The organism is Leisingera sp. ANG-Vp, from assembly GCF_000813725.1.
Lineage (GTDB): Bacteria > Pseudomonadota > Alphaproteobacteria > Rhodobacterales > Rhodobacteraceae > Leisingera.
In genome coordinates this window covers 92,926-119,782 of sequence record NZ_JWLD01000007.1, presented here as the reverse complement: position 1 = coordinate 119,782, position 26,857 = coordinate 92,926, and the positions used below count along the sequence as shown (strand labels likewise).

26 protein-coding genes are annotated in these 26,857 nt (G+C 62.6%); 20 read left to right on the top strand and 6 right to left on the bottom strand.

Features of this window, described 5'->3' with window-relative positions; all coding sequences use genetic code 11:
• Positions 1-70 precede the first annotated feature (70 nt).
• Complete coding sequence (locus RA20_RS03635; protein ID WP_039124716.1) at positions 71-856, bottom strand: inositol monophosphatase family protein; 786 nt, start codon at positions 854-856, stop codon at positions 71-73.
• Between the two features lie 190 nt (positions 857-1,046).
• Between RA20_RS03635 and RA20_RS03630 the strand changes: the two genes are divergently transcribed.
• Complete coding sequence (locus tag RA20_RS03630; protein ID WP_039124712.1) at positions 1,047-2,066, top strand: NADP-dependent oxidoreductase; 1,020 nt, start codon at positions 1,047-1,049, stop codon at positions 2,064-2,066.
• 96 nt (positions 2,067-2,162) lie between these two features.
• Here the strand turns inward: RA20_RS03630 and RA20_RS03625 are convergent, their stop codons facing one another.
• On the bottom strand, positions 2,163-3,068 hold the full coding sequence (locus RA20_RS03625) for a LysR family transcriptional regulator (protein WP_039124711.1): 906 nt from the start codon (positions 3,066-3,068) through the stop codon (positions 2,163-2,165).
• Between the two features lie 98 nt (positions 3,069-3,166).
• On the opposite strand from RA20_RS03625, the gene metF reads away from it, so the two are divergent.
• The 4 genes from metF (at position 3,167) to RA20_RS03605 (ending at position 5,756) form a co-directional block, all read left to right on the top strand.
• Positions 3,167-4,036: a methylenetetrahydrofolate reductase [NAD(P)H] gene (gene metF, locus RA20_RS03620; protein ID WP_039124710.1), complete on the top strand. Its 870-nt coding sequence runs from the start codon at positions 3,167-3,169 to the stop codon at positions 4,034-4,036.
• Positions 4,037-4,100: 64 nt separating this feature from the next.
• Positions 4,101-4,586, top strand: coding sequence for a PaaI family thioesterase (locus RA20_RS03615; RefSeq protein WP_039124708.1), 486 nt, complete (start codon positions 4,101-4,103; stop codon positions 4,584-4,586).
• An 81-nt stretch (positions 4,587-4,667) separates the two neighbouring features.
• Positions 4,668-5,168, top strand: coding sequence for a DUF2867 domain-containing protein (locus tag RA20_RS03610; RefSeq protein WP_052248805.1), 501 nt, complete (start codon positions 4,668-4,670; stop codon positions 5,166-5,168).
• Between the two features lie 48 nt (positions 5,169-5,216).
• Positions 5,217-5,756, top strand: coding sequence for a hypothetical protein (locus RA20_RS03605; RefSeq protein ID WP_039124706.1), 540 nt, complete (start codon positions 5,217-5,219; stop codon positions 5,754-5,756).
• A gap of 32 nt (positions 5,757-5,788) precedes the next feature.
• Here the strand turns inward: RA20_RS03605 and RA20_RS03600 are convergent, their stop codons facing one another.
• Genes RA20_RS03600 through RA20_RS03590 form a run of 3 tightly spaced genes read right to left on the bottom strand, consistent with a single transcriptional unit; the run spans position 5,789 to position 10,337 of the window.
• Entirely contained in the window at positions 5,789-6,862 is a 1,074-nt protein-coding gene (locus RA20_RS03600; RefSeq protein WP_039124704.1) for a DUF2235 domain-containing protein, read from the bottom strand.
• On the bottom strand, positions 6,840-9,137 hold the full coding sequence (locus RA20_RS03595) for a xanthine dehydrogenase family protein molybdopterin-binding subunit (RefSeq protein WP_039124703.1): 2,298 nt from the start codon (positions 9,135-9,137) through the stop codon (positions 6,840-6,842). The genes RA20_RS03600 and RA20_RS03595 overlap by 23 nt, the downstream gene beginning before the upstream one ends.
• Before the next feature lie 48 nt (positions 9,138-9,185).
• Positions 9,186-10,337 (bottom strand): type III PLP-dependent enzyme, encoded by a 1,152-nt coding sequence (locus RA20_RS03590; protein WP_039124701.1) that lies wholly within the window; start codon positions 10,335-10,337, stop codon positions 9,186-9,188.
• Positions 10,338-10,442: 105 nt separating this feature from the next.
• On the opposite strand from RA20_RS03590, the gene RA20_RS03585 reads away from it, so the two are divergent.
• A complete protein-coding gene (locus RA20_RS03585) occupies positions 10,443-10,880 on the top strand; it encodes an Lrp/AsnC family transcriptional regulator (RefSeq protein ID WP_039124700.1) in 438 nt (145 codons plus the stop codon).
• Between the two features lie 90 nt (positions 10,881-10,970).
• Here the strand turns inward: RA20_RS03585 and RA20_RS03580 are convergent, their stop codons facing one another.
• Entirely contained in the window at positions 10,971-11,852 is an 882-nt protein-coding gene (locus tag RA20_RS03580) for a LysR family transcriptional regulator (RefSeq protein WP_039124699.1), read from the bottom strand.
• Positions 11,853-11,993: 141 nt separating this feature from the next.
• On the opposite strand from RA20_RS03580, the gene RA20_RS03575 reads away from it, so the two are divergent.
• The 14 genes from RA20_RS03575 (at position 11,994) to RA20_RS03510 (ending at position 26,816) form a co-directional block, all read left to right on the top strand.
• Positions 11,994-12,995, top strand: a complete 1,002-nt coding sequence (locus RA20_RS03575) for a sterol desaturase family protein (RefSeq protein ID WP_039124698.1) — start codon at positions 11,994-11,996, stop codon at positions 12,993-12,995.
• A 70-nt stretch (positions 12,996-13,065) separates the two neighbouring features.
• Positions 13,066-13,890: a 3-methyl-2-oxobutanoate hydroxymethyltransferase gene (locus RA20_RS03570; RefSeq protein WP_039124740.1), complete on the top strand. Its 825-nt coding sequence runs from the start codon at positions 13,066-13,068 to the stop codon at positions 13,888-13,890.
• Between the two features lie 368 nt (positions 13,891-14,258).
• Entirely contained in the window at positions 14,259-17,327 is a 3,069-nt protein-coding gene (locus RA20_RS03565) for a valine--tRNA ligase (RefSeq protein ID WP_039124697.1), read from the top strand.
• A 184-nt stretch (positions 17,328-17,511) separates the two neighbouring features.
• On the top strand, positions 17,512-17,805 hold the full coding sequence (locus RA20_RS03560) for a DUF1330 domain-containing protein (RefSeq protein ID WP_039124696.1): 294 nt from the start codon (positions 17,512-17,514) through the stop codon (positions 17,803-17,805).
• Between the two features lie 37 nt (positions 17,806-17,842).
• The gene (locus RA20_RS03555) at positions 17,843-18,316 is read left to right on the top strand and encodes a tellurite resistance TerB family protein (protein WP_039124738.1); all 474 of its coding nucleotides are present in this window, start codon (positions 17,843-17,845) and stop codon (positions 18,314-18,316) included.
• A complete protein-coding gene (locus tag RA20_RS03550; RefSeq protein WP_039124695.1) occupies positions 18,316-18,756 on the top strand; it encodes a tellurite resistance TerB family protein in 441 nt (146 codons plus the stop codon). The genes RA20_RS03555 and RA20_RS03550 overlap by 1 nt, the downstream gene beginning before the upstream one ends.
• Positions 18,753-19,526: a phosphate/phosphite/phosphonate ABC transporter substrate-binding protein gene (locus RA20_RS03545; protein ID WP_039124694.1), complete on the top strand. Its 774-nt coding sequence runs from the start codon at positions 18,753-18,755 to the stop codon at positions 19,524-19,526. Before RA20_RS03550 ends, RA20_RS03545 begins: the two co-directional genes overlap by 4 nt.
• 134 nt (positions 19,527-19,660) lie before the next feature.
• Entirely contained in the window at positions 19,661-20,440 is a 780-nt protein-coding gene (locus RA20_RS03540; RefSeq protein ID WP_039124693.1) for an ABC transporter ATP-binding protein, read from the top strand.
• Positions 20,441-20,486: 46 nt separating this feature from the next.
• Positions 20,487-21,194, top strand: coding sequence for a transporter substrate-binding domain-containing protein (locus RA20_RS03535; protein WP_039124692.1), 708 nt, complete (start codon positions 20,487-20,489; stop codon positions 21,192-21,194).
• Positions 21,195-21,305: 111 nt separating this feature from the next.
• Positions 21,306-22,190, top strand: coding sequence for an ABC transporter permease (locus RA20_RS03530; RefSeq protein WP_039124691.1), 885 nt, complete (start codon positions 21,306-21,308; stop codon positions 22,188-22,190).
• Entirely contained in the window at positions 22,187-22,993 is an 807-nt protein-coding gene (locus RA20_RS03525; protein ID WP_039124690.1) for an ABC transporter permease, read from the top strand. The genes RA20_RS03530 and RA20_RS03525 overlap by 4 nt, the downstream gene beginning before the upstream one ends.
• 379 nt (positions 22,994-23,372) lie before the next feature.
• A complete protein-coding gene (locus tag RA20_RS03520) occupies positions 23,373-24,692 on the top strand; it encodes a glutamine synthetase family protein (protein WP_039124689.1) in 1,320 nt (439 codons plus the stop codon).
• A gap of 85 nt (positions 24,693-24,777) precedes the next feature.
• Positions 24,778-25,458 carry a type 1 glutamine amidotransferase gene (locus RA20_RS03515; protein ID WP_039124687.1) on the top strand — a complete coding sequence of 227 codons (681 nt, stop codon included), beginning with the start codon at positions 24,778-24,780 and terminating at the stop codon, positions 25,456-25,458.
• Entirely contained in the window at positions 25,458-26,816 is a 1,359-nt protein-coding gene (locus RA20_RS03510; RefSeq protein WP_039124686.1) for a glutamine synthetase family protein, read from the top strand. The genes RA20_RS03515 and RA20_RS03510 overlap by 1 nt, the downstream gene beginning before the upstream one ends.
• Positions 26,817-26,857: the final 41 nt, after the last annotated feature.

The following is a 26,857-nucleotide window of genomic DNA, read 5'->3' as shown; positions in this document are numbered from 1 at the left end:
TCACCCCATCACAGGAAACAAAAAACGCGGCGCAATGGCCGCGTTTCAAACTCTCAGTTTTCCGGGCTAATCAGCCGCGGATCACCTTGGCGAAGTTCTCGAAGATCGGCTCGTTCGAGCAGACGACGGAGCCGCTGTCGATGATGCCCGCTTCCGGGTCGATGGCTTCGGCCAGGCCGCCCGCCTCTTTCACGATGATGATGCCTGCGGCCAGATCCCAGGCGTTCAGGCGGCGCTCCCAGAAACCTTCATAGCGGCCAGCAGCCACATAGGCCATGTCCAGCGCGGCAGAGCCCCAGCGGCGCACGCCGGCGCAGGCAGGCATCAGGCGGGCCAGATCCTGCAGGGTCATCGGCAGGTCGGAGCGGCCGCCAAACGGCACGCCGGTTGCAAAGATGGACTCGATCATCCGGTGGCGGCCCGACACGCGGATACGGGTGTCGTTCATCCAGGCACCGGCGCCTTTTTCGGCAAAGAACATCTCGTCCTTGGCGGCGTCATAGACCACGCCGGCAACAATCTTGCCCTTGTGCTCCAGTGCGATGGAGATCGCCCAGTGCGGCAGCCCATGCAGGAAGTTGGTGGTGCCGTCCAGCGGATCGACAATCCAGCGGCGGGTCGGATCCTCGCCTTCGATCTCACCGCCCTCTTCCGCGATCCAGCCATAGGTCGGGCGGGCGTTGCGCAGCTCATCCTTGATGATCTTCTCGGCGGCGATGTCGGCCTTGGATACAAAATCCCCTGCGCCTTTCATCGAGACCTGCAGGTTCTCCACCTCGCGGAAGTCTTTCACCAGGGAACGGCCTGCCTTGCGGGCGGCCTTGATCATCACATTGAGGTTTGCGCTGCCAATCATGTCTGCAGAATCCTGTCAGGTCGGGGAGATGCCGGGTCAATGCGTGCCTATACGCCCCCTGCCCCGGCTTGCCAAGAGGCTTTGCCGATATGAGCCGAACAGCTTTGACGTGCCGTAAGGGCTGTTGCGCCAGTTGTATTCCCTGCAAGCGGGGCACAAACTCCAGCGCAAGCAAATAAAGGAATCCCCCATGACCGGACAGATGCAGCGCATTGTGCTGGCAAGCCGCCCCGAAGCGCAGGCCAGCGAAGAGAACTTCCGCCTTGAAGCCCTGGACATGCCCCGGCCCGGCGAAGGCGAAGTGCTTGTAAAAGTTCACTATATGTCGCTGGACCCCTACATGCGCGGCCGCATGAACGCAGGCAAATCCTATGCCGACCCGGTCGAGGTGGGAGAGACCATGACCGCGGGCGGCGTCGGCGAAGTGATCGCCTCGAACAGCCCGGATTTCCAGCCCGGCGACTTTGCCCTGGGCATGTTCGGCTGGGCCAGCCATGCCTGCGCCAAGGCCTCGGAGATCCGCAAGCTGGACCCGGACATGGCACCGCTCACCACCGCGCTAGGCGTTCTCGGCATGCCGGGGTTTACCGCTTGGCATGGCTTGGACGCATACGGGAAGCCTCAAGCGGGCGAGACACTGGTGGTTGCTGCCGCAACAGGCCCGGTCGGATCAATGGTCGGGCAGCTGGCCAAGCAGAAAGGCCTGCGCGTCGTCGGCGTCGCGGGCGGCGCGGACAAGTGCAGGCTGGCGGTCGAGACCTTCGGCTTTGACGCCTGCCTCGATCACCGCGCTTATGCCAGCTCCGAAGCGCTCAGCGAGGCGCTGGCGGCGGAGTGCCCGGGCGGCATCGACATCTATTACGAAAACGTCGGCGGCAAGGTGCTGGAAGCGGTTCTGCCCTTGATGAACAACTTCGGGCGCATCCCGGTTTGCGGCATGATCGCCTGGTACAACAGCGCCGAAACCGCGCTGACGGCGCCCGCCATCTGGCGCTCGGTGCTGACCAAGTTCCTGTCGGTCAATGGCTTCATCATCTTCAATCACTACGACCGCTATGGCGATTTCTTGCGCGAAGTGGCCCCCAAGATCGTCAGCGGCGAGGTCAAGTATCTTGAAGACATCGCTGAAGGCCTTGAGAACGCGCCCAAGACTTTCCTGTCGATGATGCAGGGCGGCAATACCGGCAAGCAGATCGTCAAGCTGGTCTGATCCCGGCCGCACGGCCGCAGAATTGCGCAACCGCACGGAGCGGGCACGGAAGCCGGAACGGCGCCAGGCCGCTCCGCGCTTCGCCACGCGCCCCGCCTATTGATGCTGCAGCTTGCGCGCCTCGACCTTGGCCAGGCGGATCAGCTCCTGCATATAGGGCTTCTCGCGGTCTTCCACCCGGATCGCCGCATACAGCCGCCGGGTGATGCCCGATTTGGTCAGCGGCCGGGTGACATAGTCCGAAGAATACTTCACCTCGCGCACCACCCAGTCCGGCAGCACCGACACGCCGCGGTTTGAGGCCACCAGCAGCAGGATCACCGCCGTCAGCTCCACCTGCCGGATCGAGGCCGGCTCCACCCCTGCCGGGATCAGCAGCTGGCTGAACACATCCAGCCGAGTTTTCTCCACCGGGTAAGTGATCAGATTCTGGCCCACGAAATCTTCTGCCACCACAAACGGTTTCTCCGCCAGGGGATGCTGGGCCGAGGCAACAAACACCGCATTGTAATCAAACAGCTCGATAAACTCGACGCCGGCAATGTCCTCGGGGTCGGAAGAGACCACCAGATCCACCTCCTCCTTTTGCAGCGCAGGCAGCGCATCAAAGGCCAGCCCCGGGCGGATGTCCACGTCCACGTCCCCCCAGTTCTTGCGGAAGCCTTCCAGCACCGGGAACAGCCATTCGAAACAGGCGTGGCACTCGATGGCGATATGCATCCGGCCGGTGTTGCCTTCGCGCAGAGATGAAAATTCCGCTTGCGCTGCCTCCACTTGCGGCAAAACCTGCTCCGCCAGCCGCAAGAGGCGCAGCCCCGCCGGCGATAGTTTCATCGGCTTGGAGCGGCGGATGAACAGCTCCACTCCGGCCTGATCCTCCAGCCCCTTTACCTGATGGCTCAGCGCGCTTTGGGTGATGTTCAGCTGCTCCGCAGCCCTGGCCAGCCCGCCGGCCTCATGGATGGCCTTGATGGTGCGGAGATGGCGGAATTCGATGTGCATCTTACAGAAACGCTCATGTTGTTCTTGAGAATTATGAAATTGTCTCACAATGCCGCAAATGCAACAAGGGGCGAAATCAACCTAGCGAGAGACCTGAGATGACGACGCCCAAGATTTCCTTTGAATTCTTCCCGCCGCAGAATCTCGAAGCCTCCTTCCGGCTTTGGGACACCGTGCAAGTCCTCGCCCCGATGGACCCGCGGTTTGTGTCCGTGACCTATGGCGCAGGCGGCACCACCCGCACCTTGACCCGCGATGCGGTGGCGACGCTGCACAAATCCTCCGGCCTGAACGTGGCCGCGCATCTCACCTGCGTGAACGCCTCCAAGGCGGAAACGCTGGAGATCGCGGACCAGTTTGCCGAGGCCGGCGTGACTGAAATCGTCGCGCTGCGCGGCGACCCGCCCAAGGGCGAAGGCAAGTTCACCCCGCATCCCGACGGCTTTGCCAACTCGGTCGAGCTGATCAAGGGTCTGAAAGCGCGCGGCGATTTCAACATCAAGGTCGGCGCCTACCCGGACCGCCACCCGGAGGCCGCCGATCAGTCCGCCGATGTGGAATGGCTGAAGCGCAAGCTGGATGCGGGTGCGGATGAAGCCCTGACCCAGTTCTTCTTCGAGGCCGAGACCTTCTTCCGCTTCCGCGATGCCTGCGAGAAGGCCGGGATCGACGGCAGCAAGCTGACACCGGGCATCCTGCCGATTGAGAACTGGAAAGGCGCCCGCAACTTTGCCAAGCGCTGCGGCACCATCATCCCCGATTGGGTCGAGAACGCCTTTGACAAAGCCCTGCGAGATGACCGCGAAGAACTGCTGGCCACTGCGATCTGCACCGAGCTGTGCTCGGACCTGATGGAGGGCGGCGTGGACAAGCTGCATTTCTACACGCTGAACCGGCCCGAACTGACCCGCGACGTCTGCTTTGCCCTAGGCATCACGCCCAAGGTGGCGCTGTCGAACGTGGCGTAAGCGTTGCACCCATGGCTGCGCGGTTTCTAATGGAGGGGAGTTTCCCGCCAAGGACCCGCGCGCCATGTACTACGCCACAAAACCCGCCGACCTGCTGACAATGGAGCAGATCACCCGGATCTCCGGGCTCGCGTTCATGCAAGGCATTCTGGACGGCCGCCTGCCCGGTCCGCCAATTGCAGAGACGCTGGGCTATCATCTGCATTCCGTTGAAGACGGCCAGGTGGTGTTCCGCGGCACGCCGGAATTCCATGTCTGCAACCCGATGGGCACCGTGCACGGCGGCTGGTACGGCACTCTTCTGGACAGCGCCATGGCCTGCGCGGTGATGACCAAGGTGCCGCAGGGCTCGGTCTACACAACGCTGGAATACAAGATCAACATTCTGCGGCCGATCCCGCTGGGCACTCAGATCGACTGCACCGGCACCATTGACCACGTGGGCCGCTCCACCGGCGTCGCTCATGGCGAACTGCGCGGGGTTGAAGACGGCCATCTTTATGCCACTGGCTCCACCACTTGCATCGTGATGCAGATCACCCCCCGGTAACAGCACCGACTCCGGCCTTGCTGCCCGTCTGCATGCCTATATGCTGCGGCTTGCAAACACCTTTCCGGAAAGGGACCGGCCATGCCCCCCAGCAGCTTTGCCCGCGCCGCCACCGCCCGCATCCAAGTTCTGGCACCGGCCAATGAGCTGGACTTCCTGGACACTCAATCTGTTGTCCTGCCCAAGCCGCTGACACCGCTGGAAGCCTGGAACCTGATGCACGCCCGGCCGCTCCCGGGCATGAAACTGGCCTTCTGGCTGCGGGACACGGTCTCGGCCTGCTTCGGTGTCAAACGCATCGGCGGTTTTTCCGGCCAGCCGCGCACATCTGTTCAAGCCGGAGACAAGCTGGATTTCTTCCTGGTGGAAGCGGTGTCGGACACAGTCCTGACACTCACCGCGAGGGACAGCCATCTGGACGTGATGACCTGCATCACTTGCAACAGCGGTGTTCTCTCTGTCACGTCCTCCGTGAAGACGCATAACTGGTTTGGCCGCGCCTATATGATCCCTGTCCGCCCGGCCCATAAACTGATTGTGGCCGCAACGCTGAAACGTCTGCAGCAGCAGGTTTCCAGCTAAGATTGCGGCTATGGATTTCTCCTCTGGCCACCGCCAAGGAAATAAAAATTGAACACCAGACTTTTCTCCTGGGGATTTCTGGCACTGCTTGCCTGTTTGACCCTTCTGGCGGCCTACAACTACAGGGCTTACACAGCCCGCGCCGACTTGGGAGCGGGCAAGCGGGTCAGTATGTCGATTTGGGCCATGTTTGGGATCCATAGCGATTGGCACCGGCAACTCCGCATCTCCAATGGGTTGAAAAGCGAAACAGTACGCCTGGACGGAGACACGGGGTGGTGGCGCGGATCAAACCTCTATCTGCACGGCTCCGGCATCTATGTGCTCCACGAATGGCAGGCCGGCTGCTTCAGCTTTGACTTGAACCGTGTGGGTGTTGAGCAGCCCAGCCCCATTCTGTGTCGGAAAGCAAGTGAAGTAAGAACACCAGGGCCGCCTCCATCCAAGAACGGATACCCGCAGTCTCGTTTCTATGAAAACCTGTACTACATAGGGCATTTCAATGAAACGGCGCGGGAAGGCGGACAACGTGTACTCTTTTCCCCGCACGCCAGCACACCCGAGCCGGAACTGCCTGACGTTCTATAATCCTTACTGCATCAGCGCATGGAAGCGGACCATCAGGTCTTGGAAGCCGTCGCTCCCCAGGCCGCAGCCGCCCCTTTTTCCGAAGCGGCGCTGACGCTACTGTGCAGACGCTCGCTGCCGTCCAGCCCGACCCTGCGGCGGCTGCGCAGCAGGAAGATCTTGCCCCAGCCCCGCCAAGTGCCGACCGATGGGGCACTGGGATCCACCGGGAACCGCATCCGCCAGTCCAGCGGCAGCGGCAGGCCGCGGTCCTCTGCCTTTTCCAGCATCCAGACCAGGGAAAGATTGGCCTTGGGACGGGCCTCTTCGTAGCCGCCAAGCTGGCCGCCGATATCGCCATGGGCGCCGCGGAACCAGACCTGTTCCATCCGGCCGGTCCAGCCTTCGGGGCAATCCCACAGCACCGGTTTGAACACATCGCGTGTCTCATCCATTGCCAGCGCGTGAAAGCCGCTTTTGACGTGGTGGCCCAGATGGTGGTTGTGGAAATTGTGCCGGTTCTCCGCCCAGCGCCACAACAGCGGCAGCCGCAGGCCCAGCGCCTTGACGGTATCCCAGACGCCGACCATTTCGATTTCCACCTCGTCATGGCAGTGCGCTTTGGTAAACGCGCCCGCAGTCCTGGACCGCCCGTTCAGCCGGTAATGGCGGTAGGCGGTGCGGATATTGCGGACGGTGGCGTGCTCCGCCGTCAGCAGGCCAATGCGGTCAATGACACCCGCCAGCGAGCGCACCGCATAGGCACCGCGGGAGTAGCCCAGCAAATAGATCTTGTCGCCGGGCCGGTAGCGCGAGGCCAGATAGCCATAGGCGCGGCGGATCTGCCGGTTGATGCCGCGCCCCATCATCACATCCGGCGCGCTGCCCCAGCCTTTCCATTGCACGCCGGATTCATAGAAGACCGAGACCTGCCCGCCCATCTCCCGGCACAGCTTGTAGGCTTGCCCGGCATGGGTTTCATGGCCTTCGTCCAGCGTCGACATGGTGCCGTCCAGGATGATCACATGGGCATGCGGCCCGCGCAGCTTGGTTTCGCCGGAATGCTCCGAGCGCAGCGGCCGTCCCAGCCACCCTAAAACCCGTTTACTCAGCTGCGTCAGAAACATCCCTAAGCACTTCCCAAATCTTCAGCGGGGTGAACGGCATATCCACCTGCCGCACGCCGCGGTCCCAGACCGCGTCCTGCACCGCGTTTGCCACAGCAGCCAGCGCGCCAACGGTGCCCGCCTCGCCGCAGCCTTTCATCCCCATCGGGTTCTGTGTCGAAGGCACCGGCTCGGAGGTAAATCCAATCATGGGGACGCCGTCCGCACGCGGCAAGGCATAGTCCATGAACGATGCCGTGAGCAGCTGGCCGTCCTCATCATAGACGACGCGCTCCAGCATGGCCTGTCCCAGTCCCTGCGCAACCCCGCCATGCACTTGACCCTCGGCCAGCATCGGGTTGATCAGATTACCAAAATCGTCAACTACAGTGTAGCGCTCCACGGCGGAATGCCCAGTCTCCGGATCGATCACGACCTCGGCAACATGGGCGCCGTTCGGAAACGAGCGCCCCGGCAGCCGGGCCCGCGCCGCGTGACGCTGCAGATCGAGCCGCCCTTGCGCGCGGGCCATCTCTGCGGCTTCCAGCATGGTGGGCGTCAGGTTTGACCCGGGCGCCCGGAAGGTTTCGCCGTCAAACTCGACCGCATCTTCCGCAACCCCCATTTCCTCTGCCAGGAAGGGCGTAAAGGCGGCAATCATCGCATCTACCGCAGCCAGGGTGGCATTGGCCTGGGTGGTGACCGAGCGCGAGCCGCCGGTGCCGCCGCCCTGGGCGATGCGGTCGCTGTCGCCCTGGATTACCTGGATATTCTCTGCCGGGATACCGCTCTGGTCGGCAAGGAACTGGGCATAGACGGTTTCATGCCCCTGCCCGTTGCTTTGCGTGCCGACATAGATGTTCACCCGGCCCTCCTCCAGAAACTCCACTTCCGCGCCTTCTGAAGGATCGCCCAAAATGCTTTCGATATAGTAACACAAGCCCACGCCCCGGTACTTGCCGCGTTTACCATCTGCGGCGCGCCGGGCCGCGAATCCCGCAATATCAGCCTCTTGCGCGGCCCGGGCTAAGACTTTGCTAAAATCCCCCACATCATAGGTCTCCCCGGTCACGGTCCCATAGGGGAACGCCGCAGGTTTGATGAAGTTGCGCCGCCGCAGCTCCCAGGGGTCCACGCCCAATTCGCGCGCGGCCCGGTCCATGACGCGCTCCAGGACATAAATCGCCTCCGGCCGCCCGGCGCCGCGGTAGGCATCCACCTGTGTGGTGTTGGTATAGATCCCCTCCACCTGCAGCCAAGCGGTCTGGATGTCATAGACGCCTGCCAGCACCCGGCTGAACAGCTGGGTCTGGATCGGCTGCCCGAAATGCGCGTTATAGGCGCCAAGGTTGCAGCGGGTTGTCACCCGGTAAGCGGTGATCTTCAGATCATCGTCAAAGGCCAGCTCCGCCAGCGAGGTCAGATCGCGGCCGCCATTGTCGCTCAGCATCGCCTCGGTGCGGTCTGCAATCCAGAACACGGGACGGCCAAGGGTGCGGGCGGCATGGGCCACGGCGAAATACTCCGGATAGGCAAAGGCCTTCATGCCAAAGCCGCCGCCGACGTCGGGGATGGTGACTTTCACATCCGCCTCATCCAGTCCCAGCTTGGCAGACATCTGGGACTTCAGCCCCCAGACCCCCTGCCCGCCGAAACAGAAGTGCAGCCGGCCGTCTTCCCATTCGGCAAAACAGCCGCGCGGTTCCATCGAGTTCACGATGATCCGGTTGTCCTCAACCTGCAGCGCAACAGTATGGGCAGCGCTCCGGAACGCTTCTTCCGTCGCCACCTCATCCCCCGTGCCCCAATCAAAGGCCTTGTTGTCCGGGACATCATCATGCAGCGCTTCCCCGCCCGGCTTCACATCCATCTTCACCGGCAGGTCATCAATATCCAGCTCGATCAGCTCGCCCGCGTCCCGCGCCTGCTCCAGAGTATCCGCGATAACCACCGCAACCGGCTCGCCCACATAGCGGACACGGCCGCGCGCCAGCATCGGCCGCTCCGGCGAAGCGCCGTCCGAGCCGTCCCGGTTCTTGACCGTTGCCCCGTCCATGGAAACATCAATGCCAGCCGCTTCCAGATCCGCGAGAGTAATCACCAGATGGACGCCATCGCACTCGCGGGCGTCCTCCACATTCAGCGCCGCGATCATCCCATGCGCCACCGGGCTGCGCAGCACCCAGGCGCGCAGGGACCCAGTAGGGGCGGCGTCCTCGATGTAGCGCCCCTGGCCGGTCAGGAAACGGGTGTCTTCAACCCGTTTCACCGGCTGGCTTTTTCCGAATTTTTCCATGCTCGCCCCCTGTCCCGCGCTGGCTGGTGTCCGGGGGCGAGACTACTGTTAGCTGGCCGGTTGTCCAGCCAGCTCAATCACCGTCGCCACGTCACTGAGGCCGTAGCCGTTGAACTGCGTGCTCATGGCCGAGGAATAGGCGCCAAGCCCCGGGAACAGTACATAGTCGCCCGTCGCCGCATCACAAGGCAGCGGCAGCCCGTCGGGCAGCCGGTCAAGGCTGTCGCAAGTCGGCCCGAAGACCACCCGCGGCTTGCGGTCGCCCTCACGATGCTTGCCGCCGGAGGACACCACCTCCACCCGGCCCGGCAGACCCATATCGCGGATGTCCACCAGCCCGCCATAGATACCATCGTTCAGGAATACGACCTCGCCGTCCTTGCGCATCCCCTTGATGCGCGCAGCGAGAGTGAAGCTTTCGGAAACCATTGCCCGGCCCGGCTCGCAGATCAGGGTGGGACGGTCTGTGCCAAAAGCCTTGTCCGCCGCCTTTTCTATTGCGGCAAAGACCTTCTCCAGATCGGGCGCCTCGCCATCGCGGTTCGCGGCAAATCCGCCGCCGACGTTCAGCCGGGCAATCTGAACACCCGCATCATCGACGATCTTCTTGGCCGCGTAGATATACTCCACCCAAGCCGCCTCATCCTCGCACTGGGTGCCGGGGTGGAAGCACAACGCCGGGGTCCAGCCCTTGGCTGCCACCTGCTTCAGCAGTTCCACAGCCTCTTCCGGCGCAGCCCCGAATTTGCTGCCAAAGTCATAAGCCGCCCCCGCCACTGGCAGGGCAAAGCGCACCGCCAGCTCGCAGGAGCGCGGCACCGCGTCCAGCTTCTCCAATTCGCTCAGCTCATCCACCGACCAGCTGGCTACACCATGCTCGATCCCGGCAGCGATCTCTGCCTCCGACCGCATCGGGTTGTTGTAGTGCATCACCGCGTCGGGGCTGGCGGCACGCACGGCCTCCATTTCAGCGGGCGAGGCCACATCAAATGCAGTGATCCCCGCCGCCACCAGATTGGACAAAACAGCGGGGTGCGGGTTGGCCTTCACCGCATAGGTCACCAGCCCAGGAAACCCGCTGCGGAACCGCCGTGCCACCTCGTGCAGGACCCGCGGCGAGAAATACAGGATCGGATGATCCGGCGCGCTGCGGGCCAGGTGGGATTCAGGCGAAAGCCAAAGCGGAGGAATCTGCTGCATCGGGTAACCCTCATTCGTTTTACATATTTTCCGGGAAATTCCCGTCGATATCGCTTGGCACTTCGCCTATAGTGACGAAAACTTTCGTCATATCGCAGGTAAAACATGCAAACAGACGACACCGATCAGCGCCTTGTCACCCTGCTGCGCGAAAACGCCCGCCGCCCGGTGGCGGAGCTTGCCCGCCATCTGGGCCTCGCCCGCACCACTGTTCAGGCGCGGATCGAGCGGCTGGAGTCCACCGGCGTGATCACCGGCTATACCCTCAAATCCTCCGCCGCCGCCCGGCCGCCGCTGCAGGCGACGGTGCTGATGTCGATCGAGCCGCGGTCAGGCCCGGAGGTGCTTGCCCGCCTGCGCAGCCTGCCGGGGGTGGAGGTGGTGCATACCACCTCGGGCCGGTTCGACCTGCTGGCCCAGGTGGTGGCGCAAAGCACGGCTGAACTGGACGAGACCATCGACCGCATCGCGGAGGCACGCGGAGTGCGGTCGTCGGAAAGCCTGATCCATCTGGCAACCAAGCTTGACCGGACCGGGCAGTAGACGCTGCCAGTCACCAATGTACCGCCCGGCGGCACGCCGGGCAGCGCCTGACCTTCCCCCTGGGAAGGCGCTGCCCTCCGCTGCTCGGTTTCAAACCGTCCGCACGTAGTCCAGCAGCCAATCCCGGAACAGCTTGGCCGCCGGACGCATTGCACCACGGTCGGGATAGATCAGATGATAGGCCTCCTGCCCCGGCACCGACACCCCGGGCAGGCAGGGTACTAGACCAGCTGCTTTCATTGCGGCGTCAGATGCTGGCGCCCGGGCCAGCGCAATACCACCCCCCTGCGCCGCCAGTTCCGCGGCCATCAGCGAATTGTCGGCAAAGAAGTAGCGCGCCTGCCCATGCGGCAGCCGTAGATGCTCAAACAGCTGCACCCAGCTGGCGCGGTGGGTGGAGACTTCGATCAGCGGAAACTGAAACAGATCCTGCGGAGCGGCGATCTGCGCCGCGATTTCCGGCGGCGCCATCGGATACAGTACCTCCCGCAGCAGTTCGTCGCTTTCGGTGCCAAACAGCGCCGGATTGCCGAAGACGATCTGCAAGTCGGTGAACCGGTTGGCAAAATCCGCCGCCATATTGCCGGTGCTGAGCGCCAGATTGACCTGAGGATGCGTCGCCTGGAAGTCCGGCAGCCCCCGCGCCAGCACCCCATGGGCAAACAGCAGCACCGATTGCACAAACAGCCGCTGCTCACGGCTTTCCCCGAACAACCCCGTGGTGGCGGTCTCCAGCATCAAGAGCGACTGCTGCACTGAGGGCAGATAAGCCCGCCCCGCCTCGGTCAGCGTCACCGCATGGGCATGGCGCTGAAACAGCGGCGTGCCCAGCTGCGTCTCCAGCGCCTTCACTTGCTGGCTGACCGCAGCGGCCGACATGTTCAGCTGCGCCGCCGCCCGGGCAAAGCTTTCGGTGCGCGCCGCCGCTTCGAACACGCGCAGCCAGTTGAGTGAGGGAATCCGTGTCGCCATAGAAGCAGGCTAAGCTGAACTTAGCCTAACCGGCAAGACATACCGTGCTGGGATTTGCCGCCGTCACCCTAAGCTTCCAGCCAGCGAACAGAGATGCGTCTTCGCGCAGCCTCACCCCACCAGCCAGATGAGAGACGAGACATGACAAGTCCCGCCAACGCACCGCGCCCCAAGCGCAAAATTTGGAACTTCACCCCGCAGCTGCCGATCCAGACCTCGCCCTATTGGGACTGGCCTTTGAGGCCGCTGGCCTCGATCAAATACCTGCTGCAAAGCTGGAACCCGCTGGCGCTGCGGGCGCTGCTGCTGGGTTTTGCCATCATCACCTGGAATTTCTTCACCCCGTCGCTGGACCGGATCGCAACGCTCAGCTGGGACTGGGTGGCCGAGATCTGGTTCCGCAACTTCTGCATCCTGATGGTGGTGGCCGGCGGGCTGCATCTGGCCTTGTGGAAGTTCCGGACGCAAGCCGATGAGTACCGATATGACATGCGCCCGATGATGAAAGGCGCCAAGGTCTTCACCTTCAAGAACCAGGTTTGGGACAACATGTTCTGGACGCTTGGCCCGGCGCTCACCTTCTGGACCTTCTGGGAAAGCTTCATCCTTTATGCCTATGCCAACGGCTGGGTCACCATGATCACGCTGGACGGCAATCCGGTCACCTTCCTCCTGATGACCATCTTCATCCCGATCTGGGCAGGCTTCCACTTCTACTGGCTGCACCGGCTGCTGCATGTGGGCGTGCTTTATACCAAGGTCCATGCCTGGCATCACCGCAACATCAACACCGGCCCCTGGTCCGGCCTGGCGATGCACCCGGTGGAAAGCTTCTTCCTGATGTTCGACACGATGATCTTCTTCCTGCTGCCCTCGCACCCGGTTCTGGCCCTGTTTCTGCTGTTCCACCACGGCATCGGAGCTCCGACCTCGCACGCAGGCTTCGAGAACATCAAGTTCGGCAATAAGGCGAAATTCCTGGTCGGCGACTTCTTCCACCAGCTGCACCACAGGTTCTTCGACTGCAACTACGGCACCTGGGAGACGCCCTGGGACGAGTGGTTCAACACCTTCCACGACGGCACCGACGAGGGCAACGAAATGGTTAAGGAACGCCGCCGCAAGATCTGGGCTGCCGAGTAACCACGCCTAACAGCACACATTGCCGGGCCTGAATGGCCCGGCTTTCCTTTTTGAACAACAGGGGATGAACATGAAAAACATCTACACCTTCGGCCGCCGCCCGGCGCAACGCAACTATACGGTCAAGGACCTGATCGACCTCAAGAAAACCGGCAAGCGCCTGACCATGTGCAACCCGGCCAACGAGGCGGAAATCCGGGCCTGCGTCGATGCGGGCATCGATCTCTTGACGCTGTGGGACGTGCATCTGGAGATGGCGCGGGAAATCGCCCCCACCCACTTTGCCGGCACCGCGATGAATTGGGGCCAGTTCGCCACCAAGGATGAAATCATGCGCCACGCCATCGATTGCATGGAAAACGGCGCCGACATGTATTTCACCAACCGCTCCTATGACGTGGTGGAGATGCTGGCCAAGGAGGGCATCCCGGTGCAGGTGCATATGGGGCTGGTGCCCTCGCTCAGCCACTGGTGCGGGGGTTTGCGCGCCTTTGGCCGCACCGCGGAAGAGGCGATGCAGATCCACGAGACCTTCAAGAGCTATGAGAACGCCGGCGCCTTTGCCTGCGAGATTGAGTGCGTGGCCGAGGATACCCTGCGGCTCTTGAACGACCGCACCTCCATCGTCACCATCTCGCTGGGCTCCGGCAACGCAGGCGACGTGATCTTCCTGTTCATGGCTGACATCTGCGGCGAAGCGGACAACCCGCCGCGCCACGCCCATGCCTTCCGCGATCTCGGCCGGCTGCACAAGCAGATGTACCAGGAGCGGGTCGAGGCGCTGCAGGAATTCCAATCGGAGGTACGCGCCAAAAACTTCCCCTACAAGGCGCAAGCGATTTCGATGCACGATGGCGAACTGGAAAAGCTGCACGAAGCGCTGGACAAGCTGTAACTGGAGCTTAGCGGTGCGCGCCCGCGGGCGCGCGCTGGTTTCAGCGCCTGCGGCGCGGGATTTGGGTATTTTGACCAGAAAGAAGCCACAAGCGAAGCGCCCTTGCCCGCTGGCCGTCCGTCCGCCAGGGGATAATCCTGCCAGGAGCAAGGGCAGCTTCTTCCTGGTGCGGTCATCGGCTCCCCAGCCTGTACCGCATAAGGAGAGTGCGCCGATTCTGGTTAACGGAATCTTGCCGCTTCTTTCTGGTCTTAAATACCCAATAGCGCTCCGGCAGCCCCAGACGGACCGTTTGCGGCAAAATCCGCCTTCCCCTTCCCGGCCCCATTGGGTAATTGATCGCCCAACTGCATGAGGGATCACGAGCGATGGCGATGGAAAAGACGTTCAACGCAGGCGAAGCCGAAAGCCGCCTGTACAAGGCCTGGGAAGAAGCCGGCTGCTTCAAAGCGGGCGCAAATGCCAAGCCCGAGGCCTCGACCTATTGCATCATGATCCCGCCGCCGAACGTCACCGGCGTGCTGCACATGGGCCATGCCTTCAACAACACCCTGCAGGACATCCTGATCCGCTGGAAACGCATGCAGGGGTTCGACACCCTCTGGCAGCCGGGCACCGACCATGCGGGCATCGCCACCCAGATGGTTGTCGAGCGCGAGCTGGCCAAGACCCAGCAGCCCTCGCGCCGGGAACTGGGCCGCGAGAAGTTCCTCGAGAAGGTCTGGGAGTGGAAAGAGAAATCCGGCGGCACCATTGTGGAACAGCTGAAACGCCTCGGCGCCTCCTGCGACTTCTCCCGCACCGCCTTTACCATGGCAGGCGCGCAGGGCGACACCCGCACCGGCCATGAGAACTCCCCCAATTTCCACGACGCCGTGATCAAGGTCTTTGTGGAGATGTACAACAAGGGGCTGATCTATCGCGGCAAGCGGCTGGTGAATTGGGACCCGCATTTCGAGACCGCGATTTCCGACCTTGAGGTGGAGAACATCGAAGTCGCAGGCCACATGTGGCACTTCAAATACCCGCTCGCAGGCGGCGCCACCTACACTTACGTGGAGAAGGACGAGGACGGCAACGTCATCCTCGAGGAGGAGCGCGACTATATCTCCATCGCCACCACAAGGCCTGAGACCATGCTGGGCGACGGCGCGGTGGCTGTGCACCCCTCGGATGAGCGTTACGCGCCCATCGTCGGCAAGCTGTGTGAAATCCCGGTCGGCCCCAAGGAGCACCGCCGCCTGATCCCGATCATCACCGATGAATACCCGGACAAGGATTTCGGCTCCGGTGCCGTGAAGATCACCGGCGCGCATGACTTCAACGACTATCAGGTGGCCAAGCGCGGCGGCATTCCGATGTACCGCCTGATGGACATGCGTGGCCAGATGCGGGCTGACGGCGACAGCTACGAGGCCGCTGCCACCCTCGCCATGGCTGTGGCCAAAGGCGAAAAGACCCTGAGTGAGAACGAAGCCGACGCCGTCAACCTGGTGCCGGAGAACCTGCGCGGTCTGGACCGGTTCGAGGCCCGCAAACTGGTGGTCGAGCAGATCACCAGCGAAGGCCTGGCGGTGATGGTCAGCGAGACCAAGACCATCAAGGGCGAGGACGGCGAGGAAACGCAAGTCACCGAGACGGTGCCGTATGTCGAGAACAAGCCGATCATGCAGCCCTTTGGCGACCGTTCCAAGGTGGTGATCGAGCCGATGCTGACCGACCAGTGGTTTGTGGATGCGGAAAAAGTTGTCGGCCCCGCGCTGGATGCGGTGCGCAATGGCGATGTGAAGATCCTGCCGGAAAGCGGTGAGAAGACCTATTACCACTGGCTGGAAAACATCGAACCCTGGTGCATCTCGCGCCAACTGTGGTGGGGCCACCAGATCCCGGTTTGGTATTTGCCGTCGATTACCAAAGCTGAAGGGTCTTCCTCCATTGCTGACGCGGAATTGGACTTCAGCAGCCCGGTTCATTTCTGTGCAGCCTCTGAAGAAGAAGCTCAGAAACAAGTTGCGGCATATCTGAACGAACAGGGTGTTTCCTACGAGTTCTTCCACTCCGGTTACACAGTGGCATCCGAACTTAAGCAGGAGTTTGAAGCCAACGGTGGAGTACCGATCTGGCGCGACCCTGACGTGCTGGACACCTGGTTCTCCTCCGGCCTCTGGCCCATCGGCACCCTGGGCTGGCCGGAAGACACCGCGGAAATGCAGAAGTACTTCCCGACCTCGACCCTGGTCACCGGTCAGGACATTCTGTTCTTCTGGGTGGCCCGGATGATGATGATGCAGCTGGCCGTCGTTGATCAGATCCCCTTTGACACTGTCTACCTGCATGGCCTGGTGCGCGACGCCAAGGGCAAGAAGATGTCGAAATCCACCGGCAACGTGGTGGATCCGCTGGAGATCATCGAGGAATTCGGCGCCGACGCGCTGCGCTTCTCCTCGGCGGCGATGGCAGCTCTTGGCGGCGTGCTGAAACTGGATATGGAGCGCCTCAAGGGCTACCGGAACTTTGGCACCAAACTGTGGAATGCGGTGAACTTTGCCCATTTCAACAAAGTCTATGACGACACCTTCCCGGCCTTTGCCTGCCCCGATGCCAAAGCGGCCGTCAACCAGTGGATCATTGGCGAGACCGCCAAGGTGCGGGTGGAAGTGGACGCCGCATTGGAGGCCTACCGTTTCAACGACGCGGCCAATGCGCTTTATGCCTTTGTCTGGGGCAAGGTCTGCGACTGGTATATCGAACTCAGCAAACCGCTGTTCAACTCGGACGATGAGGCGGTGATCGCCGAGACCCGCCAGACGCTGGGCTGGGTGCTGGATCAGTGCATGATCCTGCTGCATCCGATCATGCCCTTCATCACCGAGGAGCTGTGGGGCAACACCGCCAAGCGCGAAAACATGCTGGTGCATGAGGACTGGCCGGCCTATGGCGCCGAACTGGTCAATGCCGACGCAGACGCCGAGATGAACTGGGTGATCACCGCGATCGAGAACATCCGCTCCACCCGGGCGCAGATGCATGTGCCGGCGGGCGCCAAGATCCCGATGGTGGTGACGGAGTTCTCGGACCAGGCGCGGTCGGCCTGGGAGAAGAACGAGGCGATGATCCAGAAACTGGCCCGCATCACCTCGCTGGAACAGGTGGACAGCTTCCCCAAGGGCTGCGCCTCCGTGGCGGCGCCCGGCGCCTCCTTCGGCCTGCCGCTGGCGGATGTGATCGACGTCGATGCCGAAAAGGCCCGCCTGGAGAAAACCCTGGGCAAGCTGGCCAAGGAACTGGGCGGCCTGCGCGGGCGGCTCAACAACCCGAAATTCGCGGCCTCCGCGCCGGAAGACGTGGTTGCGGAAGCCAAGGCGAACCTCGCCGCGCGCGAAGAAGAGGAAGCCAAGGTCAAGGAGGCGCTGGCGCGCCTGGCCGAGATCGGCTGATCCCGCCTTCCGCTGAACAGAAACGCCCGCCTCTCCGGCGGGCGTTTTGCGTTTTTGGCGCAGCGCTTTGAAACTGCCGCAAATTCCGCACGGAACGGGGAAATTCTTAACAACCGCCCCATTGTCTTTGACGCGGTTTTGTATCAGCCTGCCCACAACCATAAAATGCAGGGACACAAACGCCATGCCCAAGGGATACTGGGTTGCCCACATCGATGTGGAGGATACCGAGCGGTACAAGGACTATATCGCCGCCAATGCCGCGCCTTTTGCCGAATACGGCGCCCGCTTTCTGGTGCGCGGCGGCCGCAAGGAAGTGCGCGAGGGGCAGATGCGCTCCCGCACCGTGGTGATCGAATTCAAGGATTTCGAAACCGCAAAAGCCTGCTATGATTCAGTGGCCTACCAGGACGCCAAGGCCTTGCGCGATCCGGTGTCCGCAGGTGATATGGAAATCATCGAAGGCTACGGCGGCTGATGCCGCCTGCTTTGCTGCCCGGGGTCCGCTAATGTCACTGCTCAAGAAGTTCTTTCAAGCTTTCCGTCCCTCCGAACCGCCGGCGCTGCCGGATCCGGACGCCGAACTGGCACTGGGGGCGCTCCTGGTGCGGGTGGCGCAGTCGGACCGGGACTATCAGCTGGAGGAGATCAGCCTGATCGACCGGATCCTGGCGCGGCTCTATCAGCATAATGCGATCGAAGCCGCCAAGGTGCGCGCCACCTGCGAGAAGCTGCACATGGCAGCCCCCGAAACCGATACCTTCGGGCGGCTGATCCGCGAGACCACGGGCCTTGAAGAACGCCTCGCCGCGCTGGACGCGCTGTGGGAGGTGGTGCTGGCCGACGGCAACGAGCACCCGGGCGAGATCACCATTGTCGAGGATGCCCGCAAGGCGATGGGCCTGTCTTATGCCGACAGTCAGAAGGCCCGCGCCCGCGCCACTGAGAAGTTCACCGGAAATGCGGCTGACGTGCAGGAGGGCAGCTGATGTTCAAGGAACTGCTCCACAAGCTTCTGGAACCCGCCCCGGCGCCGCTGGATGACGAAGGCGCGCGGATGGCGCTGACGGCGCTGCTGGTGCGCATCGCCCGCTCGGACAATAATTACTCCGAGGTGGAAAAGGACCGTATCGACCGCATCCTTGGCGCCCGCTACGGGCTGGATACCGGCGGCGCCCTGATCCTGCGGGAACAGGCCGAGGCGATGGAGGCTGAGGCGCCGGACACTGTGCGCTTCACCCGCGCAATCAAGGATGCGGTGGCTTATGAGGACCGCACCGGTGTGATCGAGGCGCTGTGGCAAGTGGCGCTTGCCGACGGGCACCGTGATGCAAACGAGGATGCGCTCCTGCGGCTGTCTGCCAGCCTGCTGGGCGTTTCGGATATCGACAGCGCTCAGGCGCGCAAACGGGCAGAGGCTGCTTTATGATTGCTCACCTAGGAATGTACGACCGGCCGGAGACGGCCGCTGCAAATGACCGGTTCTGGGCTTCGGTCCGCGAACACCTGGGCGGCGGGCCCGAGGCGCTCACCCGCGATGCTGACTTCTGGGAGGTATGGAAGTCTCCCGATCTGGTGCTGTCGCAGACCTGCGGCTGCCCCTACCGCACCCGGCTGTACGGCGAGGTGGAGCTGGTCGGCACCCCTGACTACGGCCTGCCCGGATGCCCGCCCGGCTATTACAACAGCGTCTTCATTGCCCGCAGCGAGGATGCCGGCAAGCCGCTGAGCAGTTTTGCAGGCCGCCGCTTGGCCTATAACGAGGCCCTGTCGCAGTCCGGCTGGGCCGCGCCGATGGTGCATCTGCACGACCGCAATATTCTGCCCGGTGCATTGGTCGAAACCGGCGGCCACAAGCTGTCGGCCGAAGCGGTTGCCGAAGGGCGCGCCGATTTTGCCGCACTGGATGCGCTGACTTGGGAATTGATCAAGGAATACGACGAATTCGCCAGCGGGCTGGCGGAAATCGAGCGCACTGAGCCGACTCCGACTCTGCCTTACATCACCTCCCTCGGAACTGACGTGCAGGCATTGTTCACGGCGATAGAATCCGCCATCCGCGGGCTGGATGAAGAAACCCGCAGCCTGCTGCACCTGAAAGGCCTGGTGCAGATACCCCCCGCTGACTACCTGGCCGTGCCGACTCCTCCCGGCCCGGTGCTGACCGAGCAGCGCATCCGCGCCGCCGAGCTGACGTAACGCTCCCCTCCAAAATGACGGCCTGCCCTGCCATTTTGGCGCCTGCCCTGCCGGTTTGTGCGGTTTGAACGTTGCATTCGGTCTTTTTTTCGGTCCAATAAGAACGAATTTCCACTCACAGGGACAAAGACACCTTGACCGACACATCGCCCGTTCTGCAAATCCGCGGCCTGCATAAATCCTATGGCGAGCTGGAAGTGATCAAAGGCGTCGACATCACTGCCCACAAGGGCGATGTGGTCTCGCTGATCGGGTCTTCAGGATCGGGCAAGTCCACCCTCCTGCGCTGCTGCAACCTTTTAGAGGACAGCCAGCAAGGCGAAATCCTGTTCAAGGGCGAACCGATCACCTGGGCCGGCCAGGGCCTCAGCCGCCGCCCCGCCGACGCCAAGCAGGTCCTGCGCATCCGCACTAATCTCTCGATGGTGTTTCAGCAGTTCAACCTGTGGGCCCATATGACCATCCTGCAGAACGTGATGGAGGCCCCGGTCACCGTGCTGGGCCGCGACAAGGCAGAGGTTGAGGAAAAAGCCCGCCACTACCTGGCCCAGGTCGGCATCGGCGACAAATGCGATGTCTACCCGGCGCAGCTCTCTGGCGGCCAGCAGCAGCGCGCGGCGATTGCCCGCGGCCTGTGCATGGAGCCCGAAGCACTGCTGTTCGACGAGCCCACCTCTGCGCTCGACCCCGAGCTGGAGCAAGAGGTCATCAAGGTGATCAAGGACCTCGCCGCCGAAGGCCGCACCATGCTGATCGTGACCCACGATATGAAGATGGCGGCAGATGTTTCCAGCCACGTGGTGTTCCTGCATCAGGGGCTGATCGAGGAAGAAGGCACCCCGGACGAAGTCTTTGGCGGCACCCGCTCGGAACGGCTGCGGGCCTTCCTGTCCTCGACCCGCCACGCGCACTGACCGATAATAAACAAATCCAATAACCAATCAGAACGGGAGTAAATATATGAAATCTCTGATTCTCGGCACCGCCGCCCTGGCGCTGACCGCAGGCATGGGCCTGGCGGACACCGTACGCCTGGGCACCGAAGGCGCCTATGCGCCGTGGAACTTCGTGAACGACGCCGGCGAGATCGACGGCTTCGAGCGCGAGCTGGGCGACGAGCTGTGCAAGCGCGCCGAACTGACCTGCGAATGGGTCAAGAACGACTGGGATTCGATCATTCCGAACCTGGTGTCCGGCAACTACGACACCATCATCGCCGGCATGTCGATCACCGACGAGCGTGACGAAGTCATCGACTTCACCCAGGCCTACACCCCGCCGGATCCGTCCGCGTACCTGGCCCAGTCCGCCGATGTGGATCTGGCTGGCGGCGTGATCGCGGCCCAGGCGACCACCATTCAGGCCGCCTTCATCGCCGAGCAGGGCTGGACCCTGGTTGAATTCGCCACTCCGGAAGAAACCGTTGCCGCCGTGCGCAGCGGCGAAGCGGATGCGGTTCTGGCCGACAACAGCTTCATCGACACCATGGTCGGCGACGGCCTGGTCAAGCTTGAGCGCACCGAATCCATCGGCGGCGGCGTCGGCATGGGCTTCCGTGAATCCGACGCGGAACTGCGCGGCAAGTTCGACGCGGCGATCCAGTCGATGAAAGACGACGGCACGCTGAACACCCTGATCGCCAAGTGGGAAGTGGCTTCCCAGTGGTAATCTGATCCTCAAACAGGATCTGCAGGCCCGCGCGCCGTAGCACGCGGGCCTCATTCATTCTCTTCCGGCCGTACCCCGGCCGGGCGTGACCCGAGAAAGACAGGCTCATACATGTTTTCCTATTGCACGGACCCATCCACGCTTGAGGGGCTGAGCTGGCTCAGCTGCTACCTGACCACAGGCAAGCATATGAACCTCTACATCTCGGTCTTTGTGGTGCTGGTGCTGCTGGCCATCACCGCGCCGGTCGCGCTGTTGTTCGGCTTTGGCGCCGCCAGCGCCGCCCGCTCCAAATTCCTGCCGCTGCGCTGGTTCGGCATGGGCTACACCAGCATCGTGCGCGGCGTTCCGGACATTGCTTTCTTCCTGTTCTTTGTCATCGCGCTCGACCAGGCGTTTGAGTGGATGCGCCACAAGGTGAAATGCCCGGACTGGGATCAGCCGATCCGCCAGGGCATCGACTTTGTGGTCTGCGACGCGGCCAAGCTGCCGCTCTCCACCGCGCCGCAATGGGTGCATGAAACCTACGGCTTTTTCCTGGCCGTGCTGACCTTTTCCATCGTCTTCGGCGCCTTTGCGGCCAACGTGCTTTACGGCGCTATGCGTGCGGTGCCACGCGCCCAGATCGAAACCGCCGAGGCCTATGGCATGACCTCCCGCCAGGCCTTCTGGCGCATCCTGGTGCCGCAGATGTGGGTCTATGCGCTGCCCGGCCTGTCAAACCTCTGGATGGTGCTGATCAAGGCCACACCGCTCTTGTTCCTGCTCGGGGTCGAGGACATCGTTTATTGGGCGCGCGAACTGGGCGGCACCAAGACCGCACGGTTCACCGACTACCCGCACCCGAACTGGCACGTCTGGTATTTTGCAGCGCTGCTGGTCTTCTACCTCTGCTTCACCAAAGTGTCCGAGGTCGCCCTGGACCGCATCATGAAGCGCCTGACCAAAGGCCAGGCCACCGCAGGCGGCGAAGCACAAAGAAAGGCAGCGGCATGAGTTGCGTTGAAACCATCCAGGCCTATGCCTTCCGCTCCCTGGGCTTTGGCGAGCGCCTGCTGCCCAAAGGCGAGTACACCCTCTGCGAGCACTTCACCCTGATCGGCTCCGGCATGATCTGGAACGTCTACTTCGGTGTTTTGGCCCTGCTCACTGGCTTTTTCCTGGCGGTTGCTCTGGCCGTCGGCAAGTCCAACGCCAACCCGATGTGGCGCAAACCTGCGGAGTGGTTCATCTTCGTGTTCCGCGGCAGCCCGCTGTTCATCCAGTTCTTCTTTGCCTACGCCTGCTTTCTCAGCCTAAAAGGCGTCTCCAACTTTTTCGACCCCTTCACCTCAGCCTGGCTGGGTGCGCTGATCGTGCTGTTCTTCAACACCGCCGCCTACTCGGGCGAGATCTTCTACGGCGCGCTTCTGTCCATCCCCAAGGGCGATATCGAGGCCGCAGACGCCTATGGCATGACCGGCTGGACCCGCTTCCGCCGCATCACCTTCCCGACCATGATGCGGCTGGCCTGGCCCGCCTACACCAACGAGGCCATCTTCCTGTTCCACGCCACCACACTGGTGTTCTTCTCGGGCTTCCCAGCCTGGCGGCAAAAGGGCGACGCGCTTTATTACGCCAGCTATTTTGCGGACAAGACCTTCAACCCCTTTGTCCCCTACCCGATCCTGGCCTTCTACTTCATCCTGCTGACGCTCTTGATCATCTCGATCTTCGGCTTCGTGAACCGGCGCTTGAACAAGCACCTGCCGCAAGAGCGGCGCAGCAAGACCAAGCTGAAGCTCAACCTGATCCGCTGAAGAATGGCTCCTCCGAGAGCCATTTCATTTTTCGCGTCAAGCAGGCCATTCTGCCCCTGCCTAGGGCCTGTCGCGCTCAATCGAATTCACCGGCTGCCGCGCTAGCGGCAGCCACGCGCCTGCCCGCCCGTCAAACCGAAGGTTTGCCTCTGGCAAAACGGCGGGCGCGTACCGCGCCCACCCGGGCAGCCGCTCACCGCCAAGGGGAAACAAACACACTCTAATGCAACAGGCTCCGGTCGCTCCGCCGGGAACCAGGCCGCAGTTTTTCCAAGGAAAACTCCTGCAAAACGACGCCGCTCAAAACTTTTGATCAAATTATCTTGGCGAATGGAATTCCTTGCGCTAGGGTTGGCGCAACGAATTCATGGAGCCCCCTATGGACCTGTCCGCACTCAAGACCATCCGCATTGCCGCCTGTGACATGAACGGCCAGATGCGCGGCAAGCGCCTGCCTGCCGATATGGCCGACAAGCTGGACAGCGGCGCCGCGCGGATGCCGATCTCCACCTTGAACGTGGACCTTTGGGGCCAGGACATCGACAACAGCCCGTTGGTGTTCGAGACCGGCGACGCCGATGGCATCATGCTGCCCGCCGACCGCGGCGCGGTGCCGATGCCCTGGCTGGCAAACCCCTCTGCCCTGGTGCCGATGATGATGTACTGGGAAGACGGCTCCCCCTTCATGGGCGACCCGCGCCAGGTGCTGTCGCATGTGCTGGAGCGCTACAAGGCGCGCGGCTGGTCGGTGCTGGCCGCAACCGAAATGGAGTTCTGCCTGATCGACGACAGCGGCGACACCCCCCGTCCGGCCGTCAACCCGCAGACCGGCCGCCCGCTCGACCAGCAATCGGTACTGTCGATCAGCGAACTGGACGCTTTTGATGCCTTCTTCACCGACCTCTACGACGGTGCCGAGGCGATGGGCATCCCCGCCCAATCGGCGATCTGCGAGGCCGGCATGGGCCAGTTCGAGATCAACCTGAACCATCAGACTGCCCTGCGCGCTGCCGATGATGCGTGGCTGTTCAAGGCTTTGGTCAAAGGCATGGCGCGCAAACACGGCTTTGCCGCAACCTTTATGGCCAAGCCTTATGCCGAAGAAGCCGGTAACGGCATGCATGTGCATTTCTCCATTGTGGACCAGGACGGCCGCAACGTCTTTGACGATGGCACCGAGCAGGGTTCTGACCTCCTGCGCCAGGCAGTGGCCGGCTGCCTCGCGGCGATGCCAGCCAGCACCCTGATCTTTGCCCCGCACGGCAACTCCTATGAGCGGCTGGTGCCCGGCGCCCATGCCCCCACCGGCGCCGCCTGGGCCTATGAAAACCGCACCGCCGCCATCCGCATTCCCGGCGGCAGCCCCAAGGCCCGCCGCATCGAACACCGCACCGCCGGCGGCGACATCAACCCCTATCTGATGCTGGCCACTGTTCTGGGCGCAGCCCTGCTGGGCATCGAGGAGCAGATGGAGGCCCCCGCCCCCTCGGACGGCAACATCTATGAAATCGAAGGCCTGCCGCAGCTGGCCGCTGACTGGGAAACGGCCATCACCTGGTTTGAAACCGACCCGCTGATTGCCCGCATCCTGCCCAAGGACGCGATCCGCAACCTGGTGATGACCAAGCGCCAGGAGCTGCAACAGTTCGCAGACCGCCCCAGGGAGAGCCATTGGCTGTCCTGGCTCGAGGCGGTATAGAGCCCCGTTGAACAAGCGGCGCAACCGGGCTCTTGCCTGCTTCAGCCCCCTCAGCTAGGCTCAATTTGATCAAATCTGGTGACTCATGAAAATCGGCATCCTGCAAACCGGCCACTCCCCCGAAGACCTGTTCGGCCCCTTCGGCGATTACGACGGCATGTTCCGCGACATGCTGGATGGCAACGGCTTTGAATTCCAGACCTGGGCGGTGGTGGACGGCGTGTTTCCGGACAGCGCCGGTGACGCCGACGCCTGGCTGATCACCGGCTCCAAGCACGGCGCCTATGAGGACCACGCCTGGATTCCGCCGCTGGAAGCGCTGATCCGCGAGATCAACGCCAGGAAACAGCCGCTGGCAGGCATCTGCTTTGGCCATCAGATCATCGCTCAGGCGCTTGGCGGCAAGGTCGAAAAATACGAAGGCGGCTGGGCCGTCGGCCGGGTCACCTATCAGGTGGACGGCAAGGACCTGACCCTGAATGCCTGGCATCAGGACCAGGTGGTGGAACTGCCCGATGGCGCCCGGGTGCTGGGCGGCAACGCCTTCTGTGAGAACGGCATCCTGGCCTATGGCGACCATATCATTTCCTGGCAGCCGCATCCTGAGTTTCCCAGCGCCTTTGTCGGCGGCCTGATCGAGAAACGCGGCCGCGGCGTGGTGCCGGACAACCTGCTGGACCGTGCAGCCTCCGAGCTGGACGCCCCCGTGGACAACCCTGAAATTGCAACCTTCCTCGCAGAGTTTTACAGGAAAGAGAGGACCTAATGTCAGCCTGGCTCGACACCCTTCCCGAAGCAGCACAAGCCTATCTGGAGGGGCGTCGTCTCGACGAAGTCGAATGCGTTATCTCGGACCTTCCCGGTATCGCCCGTGGCAAGGCGGTACCGGCATCGAAATTCGCGAAAACCGATTACTTTCATCTGCCCGACAGCATCTTTTACCAGACCATCACCGGGGACTGGGCCGATGCCGCGGATGATGACGGCTGGATCGAAAAGGACATGACGCTGAAGCCGGACATGTCAACGGCCACGGCAGCGCCCTGGACCGGCGACTGGACCCTGCAGGTGATCCATGACGCCTATGACCGGGATGACAGGCCGATCCCCTTCTCTCCGCGCAACGTGCTCAAGCGCGTGGTGCAGCTCTACCACGACAAGGGCTGGAAGCCGGTTGTGGCACCGGAAATGGAGTTTTTCCTGGTCGCCCGCAACATTGACCCGGCCAAGGAAATCGAGCCGATGATGGGCCGTTCGGGGCGCCCGGCTGCGGCGCGCCAGGCTTATTCGATGACCGCGGTGGACGAGTTCGGCCCGGTCATCGACGACATCTACGACTTTGCCGAAGCGCAGGGGTTCGAGATCGACGGCATCACCCAGGAAGGCGGCGCCGGCCAGCTGGAGATCAACCTCCGCCACGGCAACCCGGTCAAGCTGGCGGATGAGGTGTTTTACTTCAAGCGCCTGATCCGGGAGGCGGCGCTGCGTCACGATTGCTTTGCCACCTTCATGGCCAAGCCGATCGAGAATGAGCCGGGATCGGCCATGCACATCCACCACTCGATCCTGGACATCGAGACGGGTGAGAACATCTTCTCCGGCCCCCAGGGCGGCGAGACAGATGCCTTCTACCACTTCATTGCCGGGCTGCAGAACCATCTGCCGGCAGGGCTTGCGGTGATGGCGCCTTATGTGAACTCCTACCGCCGCTACGTGAAGGACCACGCAGCACCCATCAATCTGGAATGGGCGCGCGACAACCGCACCACGGGCATCCGCATCCCGCTGTCGGGACCGGAAGCGCGGCGGGTGGAAAACCGCATCGCCGGCATGGACTGCAACCCCTATCTGGGCATCGCGCTGTCGCTTGCCTGCGGCTACCTCGGCCTGATCAAGGAAGAACGCCCGCGCAAACAGTTCAAGGGCGACGCTTACGAAGGCGAAGGCGATATCCCGCAAGTGATGGGCCAGGCGCTGGATCTGTTTGACGAGGCCACCGAGCTGCACGAAGTGCTGGGGCCGGAATTCGCCCGCGTCTACTCCATCGTGAAACGCGCGGAATACGAGGAGTTCCTGCAGGTGATCTCACCCTGGGAGCGCGAGCATCTGTTGATGAACGTGTAATCCATTTGCGCTGCCGCCCTCAGCCGGCGGCAGCGCAATTG

Bases quoted from the DNA above. Each gene is read 5' to 3' on its own strand.
- RA20_RS03520 (WP_039124689.1), top strand. From the start codon at position 23,373: ATGGACCTGTCCGCACTCAAGACCATCCGCATTGCCGCCTGTGACATG.
- RA20_RS03615 (WP_039124708.1), top strand. From the start codon at position 4,101: ATGTACTACGCCACAAAACCCGCCGACCTGCTGACAATGGAGCAGATC.
- RA20_RS03570 (WP_039124740.1), top strand. From the start codon at position 13,066: ATGAAAAACATCTACACCTTCGGCCGCCGCCCGGCGCAACGCAACTAT.
- RA20_RS03590 (WP_039124701.1), bottom strand. From the start codon at position 10,337: ATGCAGCAGATTCCTCCGCTTTGGCTTTCGCCTGAATCCCACCTGGCC.
- RA20_RS03510 (WP_039124686.1), top strand. From the start codon at position 25,458: ATGTCAGCCTGGCTCGACACCCTTCCCGAAGCAGCACAAGCCTATCTG.
- RA20_RS03630 (WP_039124712.1), top strand. From the start codon at position 1,047: ATGACCGGACAGATGCAGCGCATTGTGCTGGCAAGCCGCCCCGAAGCG.
- RA20_RS03515 (WP_039124687.1), top strand. From the start codon at position 24,778: ATGAAAATCGGCATCCTGCAAACCGGCCACTCCCCCGAAGACCTGTTC.
- RA20_RS03560 (WP_039124696.1), top strand. From the start codon at position 17,512: ATGCCCAAGGGATACTGGGTTGCCCACATCGATGTGGAGGATACCGAG.
- RA20_RS03535 (WP_039124692.1), top strand. From the start codon at position 20,487: ATGAAATCTCTGATTCTCGGCACCGCCGCCCTGGCGCTGACCGCAGGC.
- RA20_RS03580 (WP_039124699.1), bottom strand. From the start codon at position 11,852: ATGGCGACACGGATTCCCTCACTCAACTGGCTGCGCGTGTTCGAAGCG.
- RA20_RS03610 (WP_052248805.1), top strand. From the start codon at position 4,668: ATGCCCCCCAGCAGCTTTGCCCGCGCCGCCACCGCCCGCATCCAAGTT.
- RA20_RS03625 (WP_039124711.1), bottom strand. From the start codon at position 3,068: ATGCACATCGAATTCCGCCATCTCCGCACCATCAAGGCCATCCATGAG.
- RA20_RS03565 (WP_039124697.1), top strand. From the start codon at position 14,259: ATGGCGATGGAAAAGACGTTCAACGCAGGCGAAGCCGAAAGCCGCCTG.
- metF (WP_039124710.1), top strand. From the start codon at position 3,167: ATGACGACGCCCAAGATTTCCTTTGAATTCTTCCCGCCGCAGAATCTC.
- RA20_RS03530 (WP_039124691.1), top strand. From the start codon at position 21,306: ATGTTTTCCTATTGCACGGACCCATCCACGCTTGAGGGGCTGAGCTGG.
- RA20_RS03545 (WP_039124694.1), top strand. From the start codon at position 18,753: ATGATTGCTCACCTAGGAATGTACGACCGGCCGGAGACGGCCGCTGCA.
- RA20_RS03635 (WP_039124716.1), bottom strand. From the start codon at position 856: ATGATTGGCAGCGCAAACCTCAATGTGATGATCAAGGCCGCCCGCAAG.
- RA20_RS03585 (WP_039124700.1), top strand. From the start codon at position 10,443: ATGCAAACAGACGACACCGATCAGCGCCTTGTCACCCTGCTGCGCGAA.
- RA20_RS03575 (WP_039124698.1), top strand. From the start codon at position 11,994: ATGACAAGTCCCGCCAACGCACCGCGCCCCAAGCGCAAAATTTGGAAC.
- RA20_RS03550 (WP_039124695.1), top strand. From the start codon at position 18,316: ATGTTCAAGGAACTGCTCCACAAGCTTCTGGAACCCGCCCCGGCGCCG.
- RA20_RS03600 (WP_039124704.1), bottom strand. From the start codon at position 6,862: ATGTTTCTGACGCAGCTGAGTAAACGGGTTTTAGGGTGGCTGGGACGG.
- RA20_RS03595 (WP_039124703.1), bottom strand. From the start codon at position 9,137: ATGGAAAAATTCGGAAAAAGCCAGCCGGTGAAACGGGTTGAAGACACC.
- RA20_RS03525 (WP_039124690.1), top strand. From the start codon at position 22,187: ATGAGTTGCGTTGAAACCATCCAGGCCTATGCCTTCCGCTCCCTGGGC.